The 15801-nt window shown below is 45.8% G+C and carries 17 protein-coding genes; 1 reads left to right on the top strand and 16 read right to left on the bottom strand.

Annotated elements, in window-relative coordinates:
• Positions 1 to 15: 15 nt before the first annotated feature.
• Positions 16 to 2049, top strand: coding sequence for a M3 family metallopeptidase (locus tag A7sIIA15_RS00415; protein ID WP_095685302.1), 2034 nt, complete (start codon positions 16 to 18; stop codon positions 2047 to 2049).
• On the opposite strand, the gene A7sIIA15_RS00410 is transcribed toward A7sIIA15_RS00415, so the two are convergent.
• The 16 genes from A7sIIA15_RS00410 to fbaA form a co-directional block, all read right to left on the bottom strand.
• Positions 2008 to 2319, bottom strand: coding sequence for a DUF167 domain-containing protein (locus A7sIIA15_RS00410; RefSeq protein WP_095685301.1), 312 nt, complete (start codon positions 2317 to 2319; stop codon positions 2008 to 2010). The genes A7sIIA15_RS00415 and A7sIIA15_RS00410 overlap by 42 nt on opposite strands.
• Entirely contained in the window at positions 2320 to 2511 is a 192-nt protein-coding gene (locus A7sIIA15_RS00405) for a DUF5302 family protein (RefSeq protein ID WP_018225813.1), read from the bottom strand.
• Between the two features lie 16 nt (positions 2512 to 2527).
• A complete protein-coding gene (locus A7sIIA15_RS00400; RefSeq protein WP_018225812.1) occupies positions 2528 to 2725 on the bottom strand; it encodes a BldC family transcriptional regulator in 198 nt (65 codons plus the stop codon).
• Positions 2726 to 2823: 98 nt separating this feature from the next.
• The gene (locus A7sIIA15_RS00395) at positions 2824 to 3639 is read right to left on the bottom strand and encodes a DUF8083 family protein (RefSeq protein ID WP_095685300.1); all 816 of its coding nucleotides are present in this window, start codon (positions 3637 to 3639) and stop codon (positions 2824 to 2826) included.
• Positions 3636 to 3812: a DUF3073 domain-containing protein gene (locus tag A7sIIA15_RS00390; RefSeq protein WP_018225810.1), complete on the bottom strand. Its 177-nt coding sequence runs from the start codon at positions 3810 to 3812 to the stop codon at positions 3636 to 3638. The genes A7sIIA15_RS00395 and A7sIIA15_RS00390 overlap by 4 nt, the downstream gene beginning before the upstream one ends.
• Positions 3813 to 3855: 43 nt before the next feature.
• A complete protein-coding gene (purM, locus tag A7sIIA15_RS00385) occupies positions 3856 to 4914 on the bottom strand; it encodes a phosphoribosylformylglycinamidine cyclo-ligase (RefSeq protein WP_095685299.1) in 1059 nt (352 codons plus the stop codon).
• Positions 4915 to 6384, bottom strand: coding sequence for an amidophosphoribosyltransferase (gene purF, locus A7sIIA15_RS00380; protein ID WP_095685298.1), 1470 nt, complete (start codon positions 6382 to 6384; stop codon positions 4915 to 4917).
• On the bottom strand, positions 6381 to 6677 hold the full coding sequence (locus tag A7sIIA15_RS00375) for a sterol carrier family protein (protein WP_095685297.1): 297 nt from the start codon (positions 6675 to 6677) through the stop codon (positions 6381 to 6383). Before A7sIIA15_RS00375 ends, purF begins: the two co-directional genes overlap by 4 nt.
• A 5-nt stretch (positions 6678 to 6682) precedes the next feature.
• Complete coding sequence (gene purL / locus A7sIIA15_RS00370; protein ID WP_095685296.1) at positions 6683 to 8908, bottom strand: phosphoribosylformylglycinamidine synthase subunit PurL; 2226 nt, start codon at positions 8906 to 8908, stop codon at positions 6683 to 6685.
• Positions 8908 to 9576, bottom strand: a complete 669-nt coding sequence (gene purQ, locus A7sIIA15_RS00365; protein ID WP_095685295.1) for a phosphoribosylformylglycinamidine synthase subunit PurQ — start codon at positions 9574 to 9576, stop codon at positions 8908 to 8910. Before purQ ends, purL begins: the two co-directional genes overlap by 1 nt.
• Positions 9576 to 9821, bottom strand: coding sequence for a phosphoribosylformylglycinamidine synthase subunit PurS (gene purS, locus A7sIIA15_RS00360; protein ID WP_095686414.1), 246 nt, complete (start codon positions 9819 to 9821; stop codon positions 9576 to 9578). Before purS ends, purQ begins: the two co-directional genes overlap by 1 nt.
• A gap of 18 nt (positions 9822 to 9839) precedes the next feature.
• Complete coding sequence (locus tag A7sIIA15_RS00355; RefSeq protein WP_095685294.1) at positions 9840 to 10721, bottom strand: phosphoribosylaminoimidazolesuccinocarboxamide synthase; 882 nt, start codon at positions 10719 to 10721, stop codon at positions 9840 to 9842.
• The gene (gene purB / locus A7sIIA15_RS00350; protein WP_095685293.1) at positions 10718 to 12139 is read right to left on the bottom strand and encodes an adenylosuccinate lyase; all 1422 of its coding nucleotides are present in this window, start codon (positions 12137 to 12139) and stop codon (positions 10718 to 10720) included. Before purB ends, A7sIIA15_RS00355 begins: the two co-directional genes overlap by 4 nt.
• The gene (gene purD / locus A7sIIA15_RS00345) at positions 12140 to 13384 is read right to left on the bottom strand and encodes a phosphoribosylamine--glycine ligase (RefSeq protein ID WP_095685292.1); all 1245 of its coding nucleotides are present in this window, start codon (positions 13382 to 13384) and stop codon (positions 12140 to 12142) included. It lies immediately after the preceding gene.
• 3 nt (positions 13385 to 13387) lie between these two features.
• Entirely contained in the window at positions 13388 to 14671 is a 1284-nt protein-coding gene (locus tag A7sIIA15_RS00340; protein WP_095685291.1) for an adenylosuccinate synthase, read from the bottom strand.
• A 30-nt stretch (positions 14672 to 14701) separates the two neighbouring features.
• A complete protein-coding gene (fbaA, locus tag A7sIIA15_RS00335) occupies positions 14702 to 15736 on the bottom strand; it encodes a class II fructose-bisphosphate aldolase (protein ID WP_095685290.1) in 1035 nt (344 codons plus the stop codon).
• Positions 15737 to 15801: the final 65 nt, after the last annotated feature.

The following is a 15801-nucleotide window of genomic DNA, read 5'->3' as shown; positions in this document are numbered from 1 at the left end:
GATAGGGTTTGCGCCATGACAATCGCGAACCCATTTGCCCAAAGAAGTGACCTAGATTTTGAGCTGCCACCTTTTGCACTTATAAAAGAAGAGCACTACCTCCCTGCTTTCTATGAAGGCTGCACACAACAATTAGCAGAAGTTCAGGCAATCCTGGACACACCAGGTGCTGCGACTTTTGAAAACACGATTGTTGCTTTGGAAAAAAGTGGCCAGATGCTAATGCGCACACTTTTAGTTTTCTTTAACAAGTCATCGAGTGATACCAACGATGCAATGGATAAAATTGAAGAAGAGATGGCACCCAAGCTTGCCGCTCATCAGGATGCAATCAATCTAAATCCTGCTCTCTATGCCCGCATCAAATCACTATATGACAACCGTGAATCTATCGGCCTAAACACTGAAGATGCTTGGCTACTTGAGCGCTACTACAAAGATCTCATCCACGCCGGTGCTCACCTATCCGAATCTCAACGCGATCGCCTAAAAGAGCTCAATGAAGAACTCTCAAAGCTAGAAACACAGTTCTCTAAAAATGTTTTAGCTGACACAAATGACTTGGCTGTTTTAGTTGACACAATCGATGAGCTAGATGGTTTGAGTGAGAATGAAATCGCATCAGCTGCAGCTGCCGCAAAAGATCGCGGTCATGAAGGTAAGTGGCTTATCGGAATGGTGAATTTCTCTGGAAACCCTGTCCTGGATTCTCTAACTAACAGGGCTCTTCGCAAGAAAATTATGCAAGATTCTCTTCTAAAAGGTAATCGTGCTAACGAAAATGACAACAAGCCGGTCATTCTAAAAGTAGTAAAGCTACGTGCAGAGCGTGCCAAGTTGTTTGGTAAAAATACACATGCTGAGCATGTAATCGCCGTGCAAACTGCAGAGCATCCAGACAACGTCCATGCCATGCTCCGAAAGATCGCGCCTGCTGCTGTGCGAAATGCACAGGCAGAAGCACAAGACCTCAAAAAATCTGCAGGCACTGAGATTGAAAGTTGGGACTGGGGCTTTTATACAGAACAAGTTCGCCTTGAAAAATACAATATTGATACCAGCAAGATGCGTCCTTACTTTGAACTTGAATCAGTGCTTGCCAATGGAATCTTCTTTGCTGCAAACAAACTCTTTGGTATCACTTTTAAAGAGCGTCCTGATTTAGTTACTTATCACCCAGAGGCCCGTGCTTTTGAAGTATTCAATGAAGACGGCTCAAAGCTAGGACTCTTCATAGGTGATTTCTACACACGTGATTCAAAGCGTGGTGGTGCTTGGATGAATACTTTGGTTGATCAGAATTTCCTGTGCAATCAACTTCCTGTGGTGGTTAACAACCTCAATATCCCAAAGCCTCCAGCTGGAAAACCAACATTGCTGACTTTCTCTGAAACAACAACCCTGTTCCATGAATTCGGTCATGCTTTGCATGGTCTTCTCTCACAAGTTAAGTACCCACGTGTTTCAGGAACAAGTGTTCAGCGTGACTTTGTTGAATTCCCTTCTCAAGTTAATGAGATGTGGATTTTATGGCCTGAAGTTGTTGAGAACTACGCCCGTCACTTTGAAACTGGTGAGAAATTGCCACAAGAGTGGATTGATAACCTTGATGCTGCATCAACTTTTAACGAAGGGCATGCAACAACAAGTTACTTAGCTGCAGCTATTTTGGATCTTGCCTGGCACTCATTAGATAGTGAAGAGGCAGCAAAAGTTACTGATGTAGAGGCCTTTGAAGCCCAAGCAATTAAGGACTATGGACTTGATTTTGCCCCGGTTCCAACTCGTTACCGCTCTACCTATTTCTCACACATCTTTGCTGGCGGATACTCTGCTGGCTACTACGGCTACATCTGGTCAGAAGTACTAGATGCTGACACTGTTGATTGGTTTAAAGAAAACGGTGGATTACAACGCAAGAACGGTGAGCACTTTAGAAACACTTTGCTTGGACGTGGTGGATCTATTGATTCAATGCAGATGTTCCGCAATTTCCGCGGGCGTGATTCAAAGATCGAGCCGCTGTTGAAGCGTCGCGGTCTGCTGTAGTTCTAGATACTTCTTTTCTAGAGCTGCAACATCACCGGTAATAAGTAAACGTTTGTCGCGACCTAATTCGCCATAAACAATGGTGAAATCGCGAGCGCGACAATCAAAAGCTTTCGCTAACTCTTTTACGACTGCATCATTTGCTTTGCCATCAACTGCAGGTGCTTGGACTGCAACAACTAATCGTGGAGGGTCGCCAGCGATTCCACCAACTTTGTTTCGTGAAGAATTTGGACGAACTCTAATTTCAATTAAGAGTTGATCTGACACTTAGCCAGCAGAGCCAGAACCTGACGGACCGGCTTTGCGCTGTACCTGTGGAGCTCCTCCACTGCGTTGTCCGCCGCGAATCTTTGATCCAGTTTCAGCATGTGTCTGAGTACCTGGTGCACCTGGTTTGTTTTTCTTAGCTTCAAGGGCAGCAAGCATTCTTGCTTTCATGTCATCATTCTTTTCGCTCATGAGACAACCTTACTAGTTAACTTGAACTCTCTTTGTACTCACGCAGACGCTCAAGAACTTCAGATTCACGGTATCGACGATGCCCACCAAGGGTGCGGATTGCAGTTAGCTTGCCGGCCTTTGCCCATCTAGTCACAGTCTTTGGATTAACGTGGAAACGGGCTGCGACCTCTTTGGGAGTCAGGAGAACTTCAGCATCAGGCAAACGTGCCATTGTGATCTCCTTAAGAGCTAGTGAGTATGTCCGAATTGCTCCGTATTGTGGTGAAGTATTCCGATTAAGTCGTTGGGATGCAATACGTCAAAGATGAATTAATTGGCTGATTCAAGGGCTTGAACCCTGCGCCAGCGTGACATCAAACGCTCATATCCCTGACCAGCTAATGAACCATCTGCTGCAGCAAGACCAGAGAGAGATTGCAAGACATCTTCAATAGATGTGTCCGAGAGTAATCCATCTTCATTGTTATCTCGCAGCGCTTTATTTAAATACTGTGCAAGACCGCCGTAATCTAATTCAACATATGACTTTGGGTGAAACATTTCTAACCAAGCCAGTAAGTTTTCTAGATCTTGTTCTACAGGACCTTCACCAAAAGCATTAACAACGGTGGTGTGTGCAACTTCTGCACGAGCTTTTGCATTTGCAATAGTTGCACGTGCAATTGTGAAAAGCCCATCCTTATTCTCACCACGAGTTCGCTCTTCTGGCATAAACAGTAGGAACCAACGTGGTGGAATGACCCACGTCTCATTTAAAATATGTGGCACTTTATCGTCTAACAAATCAACACCTGCTGTAATGACATCTTCCATTGCAGGTGAAACAAAATATGGAACGACACTACTTGGTAGTGAATCTTTAAAGTTATCTAGTGCTGCCCAGCAACGTGTTGCAGTTGACCACGGTGCAACATAGCGTTCGCCTTCAATATCTAAAATATGAACACCATCGGGGCGACCAGCAGGTGGTTCTGGAACTACGGTGCGATGCAGAGCAAAGGCTTCTTCGTTTACATAACTCTGTTCACTGATATCAATTGACTGCCAACGCAAACGGTCGGCAGGTTCAAATGCAGAAAGAGGTTCGTAAACTCTCAGGGATGCTACGTACGGTGTAGGTCTCACGCACGTGGAATGTAATTGCCTTCAGCAAAGGGATCATCGTCATCCCGATTACGTGAAGGTTCAACGTCGCCATGAAGTTCTTTCGCAAGACGATCTAAATCCATATCTTGTGAGTTATATTTCAAATCACGTGCAACTTTGGTTTGTTTTGCTTTGGCTCGGCCGCGACCCATATGCGAGCTCCTTAACTAAGTACGTGTTCGTCAGAGGCGTAGGTTATCGCGCTCTGTAGGTGCCTTCCAAAGTTGAGCGTGCTTGGGAGGGCTCCCGCTCCTCTACAACGCCTGCGACCCATGCTTTCATTCCCCGGGCAGCCAGGGATCGAAGGGCTAAATCGGCTGAATCAGGCGAAACTATCGCGCTCATTCCGATGCCGCAGTTCCATGTTCGTTCCATGTCTGCCTGGGGCACGCCGCCAACTTTAGATAAGTACTCCATCTCAACTGGAATCGACCATGTCGAGCGATCATAAATTGCACTCAAGTGTTCTGGAATAACGCGAGCAGTATTTTCTGCAATTCCACCACCAGTAATATGTGAAAATCCGCGCAGCTTTCCTTGCATAGATCTAATCAAAGCTAAGCAATCTAAAGCATAGATTTCAGTGGGTGTTAAAAAGACCTCCCCAGATGTTTTGCCATACTCACTGACGTGGGCATCAAGTGAGAGCTTGGCAGTTTTAATAATGTGTCGCACTAATGAAAAGCCATTAGCATGGAAACCACTTGATGGCATTGCAATTAACACATCACCTTTTTGAACAAGGTGTGCGCCAAGTTGTAGATCTGCATCAACAACTCCTGTTGCAGCACCGGCAACATCAAACTCATCATCAGCAAGTAGCCCTGGGTGTTCAGCAGTCTCTCCCCCAATTAATGCTGTGCCTGCTTTTTCACAACCACGTGCAATTCCAGAAACAATCTCAGCAATGCGCTCTGGGATAACTTTTCCAACTGCGATGTAATCAGTCATAAATAATGGTTCTGCTCCGCACACAACTAAGTCATCAACAACCATCGCTACTAAATCTTCACCAATGGTGTCGTATTTACCAATTGCGCGTGCAATTTCAGTCTTCGTTCCCACACCATCAGTTGAAGTAGCAAGCAATGGCTTTTTCATATTCTTGAGCGCACTTGCATCAAATAAACCGGCAAAGCCACCGATACCGCCCATTACTTCTGGGCGTGAAGCTTTGGCAATTGATGCCTTCATCAATTCAACGGCGCGATCTCCTGCATCGATATCAACGCCAGCATCTTTGTATGTACTCATTTAATGGCCATGTACTTCTGTGATTTCAAGGCGCATCTTGCCTTCAGACATATCGGCAGGAATACGGATTGGGTATTGGCCCGTAAAGCATGCCCCGCATAGCTTATTTTCCTCCACCTGGGTGGATTCAATGAGACCTTCAAGTGAGACATAGCCCAGAGAATCTGCACCGATAGAGCGTCTAATCTCTTCAACTTCTAAACCACTCGCCACTAGTTCAGCGCGAGTAGCAAAATCAATTCCATAGAAGCATGGCCATTTAACTGGTGGTGAAGAGATTCGAACGTGAATCTCACGTGCTCCGGCTTCGCGCAGCATGCGAACAATTGCCCGTTGGGTATTTCCGCGCACAATAGAGTCATCGACAACCACAATGCGCTTGCCTTCAATAATTTCACGCAGTGGGTTGAGCTTCAAACGAATACCTAATTGGCGAATGGTTTGTGAAGGTTGGATAAATGTACGCCCGACGTATGAGTTCTTTACTAATCCCATTCCAAAAGGAATTCCTGAACCTTTTGCATATCCAATTGCTGCAGGTGTTCCTGATTCAGGAACTGGAATGACAAGATCTGCCTCCACGGGTGCTTCTTTTGCTAAGCGCTCACCAATGCGAACGCGCGTTGCATGAATTCCCTGTCCTGCAATTGTTGTGTCAGGTCGAGCTAGATAAACGTATTCAAATAAACAACCCTTAGGTTCTGCAGGCGCCCAGCGCTCTGAACGAACGCCAGTTGCATTAATTGCTACAAATTCTCCTGGTTCAATCTCCCGAACAAAAGCTGCGCCAACAATGTCTAAGGCTGCAGACTCAGATGCAACTACCCAACCATTTTCTAATTTACCTAGTACTAATGGGCGAACACCGTGGCGATCACGGGCTGCATATAGCGTGTGCTCATCCATAAACACTAAAGAAAAAGCACCTTCTAGTTGTGGCAAAACTGACATCGCACTTGCTTCAACATTTTTCTCATTTTGCAGTGAGATGAGCGCAGTCATAATTTCAGTATCTGTCGTGGCTCCGCGCTCACGGCCATTGCTTGGCTCAAGCTTTTGTACTAATTCAGCTAAATCGCCGGTATTAGTCAGGTTGCCGTTGTGGGCTAAAGCCAGTGTGCCGTACTTAGTTGGGCGCAGCGTTGGCTGGGCATTGACCCAAGTACTTGATCCAGTGGTGCTGTATCGGCAGTGACCAATTGCTAAATCTCCAGGAAGAGTAGCTAGATCACTTTCAGTAAAGACTTGAGATACTAATCCCATATCTTTATAGACAAGAATTCTGCTTCCATCACTTGTTGCAATTCCAGCAGATTCGGTTCCGCGGTGTTGCAAGGCATAGAGACCATAGAAAGTTAGCTTTGCAACTTCTTCACCCGGTGCCCACACACCAAAAACTCCACAGGCATCTTGTGGGCCTTTGTCTTCTCCCAAGACGTTGTGATTGAGTAATCCATCTGGGCGTCTCATGATTGAATCCTAAGTGGTAAGTACTCTGAAAGATCTGCACGGACTCCTGAAGCGATAATGTCGCCATTAATTAGCGCATCGGCCCAATTGATTTCACCTTTTGCTAACGCCAACCACGTTGGGGCGTTCATCTCAATAACATTTGCTGGAGTTCCACGGGTGTGAGTTGGTCCATCACCACATTGCACGGCGGCATATGGTGGAACTCGAACTTCAATTGCACGACCGGGGGCCTTGGCAGTCAACAGCGCAAGTGTGCTCTTAACTTCTTCTAGGACCTCTTGATCGCGCATATCTTCTATCCAAACAACCGTGGGAATGTCGAAGTGTGTTCTGTGCGAAGTTCATCTAATGAAATGACAGAGTCATTAATCGTCAGTGAATCCCCACCAGTAGTTCCCAGCTTTGAAATTGCTATCGAGTACTTGGTAGCAAGGGCCTGCAACTGCGAAACTTTACTTGTCTCTATCGCCACGATTACTCGTCCTGGAGTTTCACTCAAGAGATCAACGGCTGGATTTGAAAGAGAAATAGTGGCACCAACGCTATGGCGCAAAACCATTTCAGTTAATCCGGCCGATAGTCCGCCTTGGCTCAAATCATGAGCAGCGCTAAAGAAAGCATTCCCCTCTAGAAGCAGCTCAATAAGGCGCATTTCACGGGCTAAATCAGCATCTGGTGACTGGCCAACTCGCTGACCATGCAAGAAAGCCCATTCACTTCCCGCTAGATCTTCTTTTGTCTCTCCCAGCAAGAATAGTTCCAGGCCGCTTGTCTTATAACTCATCGGTGTTCGCTTGCGAACATCTTGAATTACTCCCAAAACACCAATGACTGGTGTTGGCAAGATAGCAACTGCGCCGGTCTGGTTGTAGAAAGAAACATTGCCGCCCGTAACAGGCAAACCCATCTCTAAACAGCCATCGGCTAAACCGCGAACGGATTCAGCAAACTGCCACATCACTCCTGGATCTTCGGGAGATCCAAAGTTAAGACAGTTAGTAACTGCAAGTGGTCTAGCACCAGCTGTTGCAATATTTCGCGCAGCCTCGGCTAACGCAAGCTTTGCTCCTTGATAAGGATTTAAATATGACCAATTCGCATTTGCATCCGTTGAAATTGCAACGCCTAAATGCGTGCTCTCATCAAGTCGAACCATTCCTGAATCATCGGGTTGGGCTTGAATAGTATTTCCTTGAACATATTTATCGTATTGGGCGGTAACCCAGGATTTATCTGCCAAGTTTGGCGCTCCTGCAAGTTTGAGAACTGCAGCTTTGATTTCAGCTGCGCCACTTGGCATAGGAACATTTACTTTTTGTGAATTCACTTGATCGATGTATGCAGGCTGTGCAAGAGGGCGGTTATAAACCGGACCCTCATGAGCGACCGTGCGTGGTGGAACATTGACAATTACTTCACCATTCCACGTGATTTCTAATCTATCCCCATCAGTTACTTCACCAATAACAGTAACTGTGACATCCCACTTCTTACAGATTTCTAAGAATCGATTGATCTTGCTGGGTTCAACGATGGCACACATGCGCTCTTGTGACTCTGACATCAAAATCTCTTCAGGAGAAAGGGATGGATCGCGCAAAGGAACCTTGTCCAGGGCTACTTTCATACCCCCACTGCCACCTGAGGCTAATTCACTCGTTGCACACGATAAGCCTGCCCCGCCAAGGTCTTGGATGCCAAGCACTAAGTCTTCTGCAAAGATTTCAAGAGAACATTCAATTAAAACCTTTTCAACAAATGGATCGCCCACTTGAACACTTGGGCGCTTAGTAGAACCACCAGCGCCAAAGGTTTCAGAAGCTAAAACTGAAACTCCACCAATTCCATCTCCGCCAGTCTTAGCGCCATAGAGAACAACAAGATTTCCAGCACCAGCAGCTTTCGCTAACTTAATATCGCTGTGTTTCATCACGCCAACACATAAGGCGTTAACTAACGGATTACCAATATAAGTCTCATCAAAGACAACTTCACCACCAATATTTGGTAGCCCTAAGCAGTTTCCGTATCCACCAACACCGGCAACGATGCCCGGCAGAACTCTGCGAGTATCCGCAGCATCTGCTGGACCAAATCGCAAAGGATCCATCACTGCAATTGGTCGTGCACCCATTGTCAAAATATCTCTCACAATTCCGCCAACGCCAGTTGCTGCACCTTGATACGGCTCGATAAATGAAGGGTGGTTGTGTGATTCAATTTTGAAAGTAACTGCATAACCTTGACCAACATCAACAACGCCAGCATTTTCACCAATACCAACTAACAATGCATCAGACTTTGGTGCTTTTTCTCCAAACTGCTTCAAATGTACTTTTGATGATTTATAAGAACAGTGTTCTGACCACATCACGGAATACATGGCCAATTCAGATGATGTTGGGCGACGACCTAAGATTTCTTTGATACGTGCATACTCATCAGGTTTCAACCCCAGTTCAGCAAATGGTTGGACTGTATCTGGAGTTGATTGTGCAATGACAACAGTATCTAGAGCCATTACTTCACCATCGCATTAAGGATTGAAGTGAAGAAACCAAGACCTAGAGCAGACGGCCCAGTTAACTCGTCAATTGCATGCTCTGGGTGAGGCATAAGCCCCACAACGTTTCCGCGTGCATTAGTGATTCCTGCGATCAAATTCCTTGACCCGTTAGGGTTTTGACCCACATACCTGGCAATGACTCTTCCTTCACCTTCTAGTTCAGCAAGGGTTTTATCATCACATTGGAATGATCCCTCACCGTTTTTAAGTGGAATAACAATCTTCTCGCCAGCCTTATAAGAAGAAGTCCAAGGTGTTGAATTGTTTACTATTTCTATCTCTTGATCTCTGCAAAGGAAATGGAGGTCTGAGTTGCGTGTAAGCGCACCTGGAAGCAAATGTGATTCACAAAGAACTTGAAAACCATTACAGATACCAAGAACTGGCATTCCTTTACCTGCAGCTTCAATTACTAATTGCATTACTGGTGCAAAGCGAGAAATAGCACCGCAGCGCAGATAGTCACCGTATGAAAATCCACCCGGCAAAATAACTGCATCCACGTTCTTTAAATCGGCATCTGCATGCCAGAGTGAAACTGCCTCTGATCCTCCGGCAACAACAGCCCGTGCAGCATCTCGATCATCGAGTGTGCCCGGAAAAGTTATGACTCCAACGCGCATTACTTTTCAACTCTCACAACATAGTTTTCAATCACTGGATTAGAAAGTAGAACTTCAGCAGCTTTTTCAACTTCAGCTAACTGAGCAGCCGTTGGCTCGCCTTCAACTTCAATTTCAAATCGCTTTCCTTGGCGCACTGATTTAGCAAAGGAGAATCCAAGACGAGGTAGGGCAGATGCAACCGCGTTACCTTGTGGGTCAAGAATCTCTGGCTTCAACATCACATCAACCACAATCTTTGCCATTGTCATATTCTCCCTTAGTTAGAACTTGCTGCCAGTTAAACGATAAAAAGCTTCTTCATAACGCTCTGCAGTTTTTTCTACGATCTCTACTGGTAGCTCGGGTGGTGGGCTATTTCTATCCCATCCGCTGGCTACGAGGTAGTCACGTAAAAACTGCTTATCAAATGAGGGCTGTGTGCCACCTGGCACCCATATGGATTGATCCCAAAACCTAGATGAATCAGGGGTTAGAGCCTCATCGCCCAAGACAATTGCCCCATCTGAATTTCGTCCAAATTCGAATTTAGTATCAGCCAAAATAATGCCTCGGCTCTTGGCAAAATCTGCTGCAGTGTCATAGAGCTTTAAAGTTAAATCGCGCAGCTCGGCTGCATCCTTTGCACCAACAATCTTTGATGCCGCCTCAAAATCAATGTTTATGTCGTGATCACCAATCTCTGCCTTTGTTGCTGGTGTGAAAATGCTGTTAGGAAGCTCTGATCCATCTAGTAATCCTGCCGGTAGAACATTTCCACATACCGCACTATTTTCCTTGTATTCACTCCAGCCACTTCCAGTTAAATACCCACGTGCAACACATTCAATTGCAAACATTTCTAGTGGTTGAACAATAATTGCGCGATCTTCCACAATTTCTGGAACATCAGTTGAAACAATATGGTTAGGAATTATGTCTTCTAGTAGATCAAACCAAAATAGAGATAGTTGCGTGAGTACTGCGCCCTTACCTGGAATCTCTGTCGGCATTACCCAGTCATAAGCAGAGATGCGATCAGATGCAACAAGTAAGATATCTCCTAAATCATTTGTGTAGAGGTCACGTACTTTTCCGGTGCGCAGATGTGTCCACCCAGGTATTGAAGGCGCTGGCGGTGGACCAGCTAAGCCGAAGCCGCTCACCTAATAGAGCCGGGCTTGTACTGCACTGCGGCAGGGTGCGCGGAAGTAATCGCGCCAATGCGACTAACAACTCGAGCAACTTGTTGGCGAGCTTCGCCAGTAAATTCAAGTGGGGTACTAATCAATACATCCAAAGCCGCACGATCAAGTGGCAAGCGATTATCTGCAGCTAAATCATCAAGGAGCGAGTTCTTCTTACCTTCACGCATTCCCAGTGCTGCTTTAACTGCATGTTCTTTAATAACTTCATGGGCAACTTCGCGGCCAACACCGGCCTTAACTGCTGCCATCAAAATCTTTGTTGTGGCCAAGAAAGGCAGATAACGCTCTAATTCAGCAGCAATAACGGCTGGGAATGCTCCGAACTCATCTAGAACTGTGAGCATGGTTTCTAGAAGGCCATCAATTGCATAGAAAGCATCAGGCATTGCCACACGGCGAACTACAGAACAAGAAACATCGCCTTCATTCCATTGATCCCCAGCTAGTTCACTGACCATTGATGCATATCCGCGAAGCACAACGGCTAAACCATTTACTCGCTCACACGAGCGTGTGTTCATCTTGTGTGGCATTGCGCTGCTTCCAACTTGGCCGGCCTTGAAACCTTCAGTGACAAGTTCGGCGCCTGCCATCAAACGAATTGATGTGGCAAGAGATGAAGGTGATGAAGCGAGCTGAACAAGTGTTGTTACAACATCATAATCAAAGGAGCGAGGATAGATCTGACCGGTTGAATCTAGAACACGGTTAAAGCCCAGCTCTTTTGCAATTGTGCTTTCTAATTTTGCATGAGCATCTGTTGATCCCAGTAAGTCAATTGAATCTTGGGCAGTTCCAACTGGACCCTTTATGCCACGCATTGGGTAACGATCTTGCAAAGCAGTTAAGCGCTCATAAGCAAAAAGTAATTCTTCTGCAGCTGAAGCAAATCTTTTTCCAAGAGTTGTGATCTGTGCTGGAACATTATGTGAACGTCCTGCAACTGGTTGGTCTGCATACTGCGTTGCGCGCTCTGCTAATCGTGCAAGCACAGTGACAACTTTGTCATGAACAACATCAAGACCATTGCGGATTTGTAGCGCTTCAATGTTTTCAGTTAAATCTCGGCTTGTCATACCTGCATGGATTGCTTCATGGCCAGCTAGCGCATTGAACTCTTCAATGCGGGCTTTCACATCGTGACGCGTCTTCTTTTCACGCGCATCAATAGAAGCTAAATCCACCTGTGTAATTACCTTCTCGTAATCTGTAATTACATCCTTGGATATTGCATGACCCAACGTTGATTGAGCACGCATTACTGCGATCCAGAGCTTTCTTTCAGCGATGATTTTTGCTTCAGGTGCGAAGATTTCACGCATCGCAGCTGATGCATATCGATTAGCGAGAAGGCTCACGCCCGAATTATCCTTCATTTAATTGCCCTTCTCTGCCACCGACGCATTGAGCGCGATATCGGTGCGATAGAAGGATCCATCAAGTGAGATGTGGCTGATTGCCCGGTAAGCACGATCGCGAGCTTCAGTTAAGTCACTGCCCGTGCCGGTAACAGTGAGAACTCGACCACCTGATGAAACTAAGCCTTTTTCACTATCAGTTGTGCCTGCATGAAAAATTGAAACCTTTTCAATCGTTGGGAACTCTCCAATTACGCCACCTACTGCAGGAGATGTTGGATATCCACCGCTTGCTAATACAACAGTCACGGCAGATTCATCACTCCACTGCAAAGTAACGCCCTCTAGATTTCTCGTTGCCGCTTTATAGAGAAGTTGTGCCAATGGAGTTTTCAAAAGGGGAATTAACACTTGAGTTTCTGGATCTCCAAAGCGCGCATTGAATTCAATCACTCGTGTTCCGTGATCTGTTAATGCAAGACCTGCATAGAGCAAACCAACAAATGGTGTGCCACGTGCTGCCATTTCAGCAATCATCGGAGCTAGAACTTTTATGTATGTATCTTCAATAATGTCTGATGGCGCCCAAGGAAGTGGTGAGTAAGCACCCATTCCCCCAGTATTTGGTCCCTGATCACCATTGAGTGCGCGTTTAAAATCTTGCGCTGGTTGCATTGGAATAACTGTTTTGCCATCGCTTATTCCAAAGAGTGAAACTTCTGGACCATCTAAGAACTCTTCAATAACCACTCGCTTGCAAGATAATGCGTGATCTAAGGCTTCTTGGCGATCTCTTGTAACAACAACGCCTTTACCTGCAGCTAAGCCATCATCTTTAACTACATATGGCGCACCAAATGTATCGAGTGCTTTTTCAATCTCGGCTTGATTTGTGCAAGTAAAACTATGGGCAGTTGGCACACCAGCATCTGCCATCACCTCTTTTGCAAAGTTTTTAGAGCCTTCTAACTGAGCTGCAGCTTTAGATGGGCCAAAGACTGATATTCCAGCGGCCCGCAATAGGTCTGCAGCACCGTTTACTAAAGGAACTTCAGGGCCAATAACTACTAATTCGACATCAAGTTTTTGTGCCAAATCTAGAATCGCTTGGTTATCACTTATTACTAATGGATGACATGTTGCAAACTGTGCAATCCCTGGATTACCTGGTGCAGCATGTAGTTCTGTGCACTCTGGATCTGCGTGTAGTCCTAGTCCTAAGGCGTGTTCACGACCGCCGCTTCCGACTAGGAGGATTTTCATTTCTTAGATGAAATCCTTTACGACAATTGTTTCATCGCGCCCGGGTCCTACTCCGATGGCACTCATCGGTGCTCCCGAGATTTTCTCCAAGAATGCAACGTAGTTTTGCGCAGCTTGTGGAAGATCACTGAGTTTGCGAGCACCAGTAATGTCTTCACTCCAACCTGGCATGTATTCGTAAATTGGCTTTGCATGGTGGAAATCAGTTTGGGATGCTGGAAGTTCTTCCACGCGCTTTCCATCAATTTCATAAGCCACGCACACTGGAATCTTTTCCCAACCAGTTAACACATCTAACTTGGTTAAGAAGAAATCTGTTAAACCATTAACGCGCACTGCATAACGAGCAATCGGTGCATCAAACCAACCGCAACGACGTGCACGGCCAGTAGTAACACCAACTTCGCCTCCGATGCGTCGCAGTGCTTCTCCATCTTCATCAAAGAGCTCAGTTGGGAAAGGCCCGCTACCAACGCGGGTTGTGTAGGCCTTAATGATTCCAATGACGCGATCAATCTTTGTTGGTCCAATTCCAGAGCCAGTACATGCACCGCCAGCTGTTGGATTACTTGATGTTACGAATGGATAAGTACCATGATCAACATCTAGCAAGGTGCCCTGGGAACCCTCTAAAAGCACGCGCTTTCCAGCCTTTAACGCCTCATTGAGAATCAAAACAGTATCGGCAACATATGGGCGAAGAATCTCGGCATATGCCAAATACTCTTCAAGAACTTCATCTACTTCAATGTTCTTGCGGTTGAAAACCTTAATCAGAACTTGGTTCTTATCGCGCAACGCACTTTCAATCTTTTGACGCAAGATGGATGGATCAAAGAGATCTTGAACGCGAATTCCAATGCGGTTGATCTTGTCGGCATAAGCCGGACCAATTCCGCGACCAGTTGTTCCAATCTTTGATTTACCTAAGAAGCGCTCTGAAACTTTATCGATGGTGCGGTGATAAGGAGTAATCAAGTGCGCATTAGTTGAAATTAACAACTTGCTGCAATCAATACCGCGCTCAGTTAATCCAGCGATTTCTTGAAGTAGAACACCTGGATCAATAACTACACCGTTACCAATTACTGGAATTACATTCGGTGAAAGGATTCCTGAAGGTAATAAGTGAAGTGCATACTTTTGATCGCCAATTACAACTGTGTGACCTGCGTTGTTTCCGCCTTGATAGCGAACAACATAATCAACGCGATCTCCCAGTAAATCGGTAGCTTTACCCTTGCCTTCGTCGCCCCATTGAGCTCCAAGCAAAACAAGTGCTGGCATTGGTAAAGCCTCTCCGATTACGTAGGGTAATTACTTAAGTGATGAAGTTCCGGTCGAACGTAGATCTTCACACGCATGTGCAACACGAGCGGCCATGCCAGCTTCAGCAGCCTTACCCCACGCACGTGGGTCATAAGCCTTCTTGTTACCAACTTCGCCGTCAATCTTTAACACACCGTCGTAGTTCTTGAGCATGTGATCAACAACTGGGCGAGTAAAGGCGTATTGGGTATCTGTATCAACATTCATCTTAATAACGCCGTAATCAAGGGATTCGCGGATCTCTGAAAGTAGTGAGCCAGAACCACCGTGGAAAACCAAGTCCATTGGCTTACTTCCAGCGGCAAGACCTAGTTTCTTTGATACTGCCTCTTGCAGTGTTGCCAAGATCTTTGGTTGCAAAACAACGTTTCCTGGCTTGTATACGCCGTGAACATTTCCAAATGTTGCAGCTACTAAGTAGCGTGCATTTACATCCGTTCCAAGAGTTTCAACTGTTAGTAGTGCATCTTCAGGAGTTGAGTAGAGCTTGGCATCATGTTTTGCTTCAATGCCATCTTCTTCTCCGCCAACAACACCGATTTCAATTTCAAGAATTGTCTTTGCAGCAACAGACATCGTCAACATTTCCTTTGCGATGCGCATGTTTTCTTTCATATCAACTGCAGAGCCATCCCACATGTGCGAGTTAAACAGTGGAGCCTTGCCTGACTTAAGACGATCTGCACCAAATGCTAGAAGTGGACGCATGAAGCCATCAAGCTTTTCTGCTGGGCAGTGATCTGTGTGAATACCAATGTTTACTTTGTAGTTCTTTGCAACAACATGTGCGAACTCAGCAAGAGCAACTGCGCCATCAACCATGTTCTTAACTGTTGAACCTGAAGCGTATTCAGCCCCGCCCCACGAAAATTGAATGATTCCATCTGATTCTGCTTCGGCGAAACCACGAATAGCAGCGATGAGTGTTTGTGATGATGAAACGTTAATTGCTGGGTATGCAAAAGCGCCTTTCTTGGCGCGATCCAACATATCCGCATAAATTTCTGGGGTTGCAATTGGCACGATGACTCCTAGTTACTTGGTGTAATCCCTATAAGCGAGTGCATCTTTGAACCGTCTAGAGGCTT

It is taken from the genome of Candidatus Planktophila vernalis (genome assembly GCF_002288185.1).
Taxonomy (GTDB): Bacteria; Actinomycetota; Actinomycetes; order Nanopelagicales; family Nanopelagicaceae; genus Planktophila; species Planktophila vernalis.
Note: the sequence above shows the minus strand (reverse complement) of the source record. Positions and strands in the feature narration are given on the sequence as shown.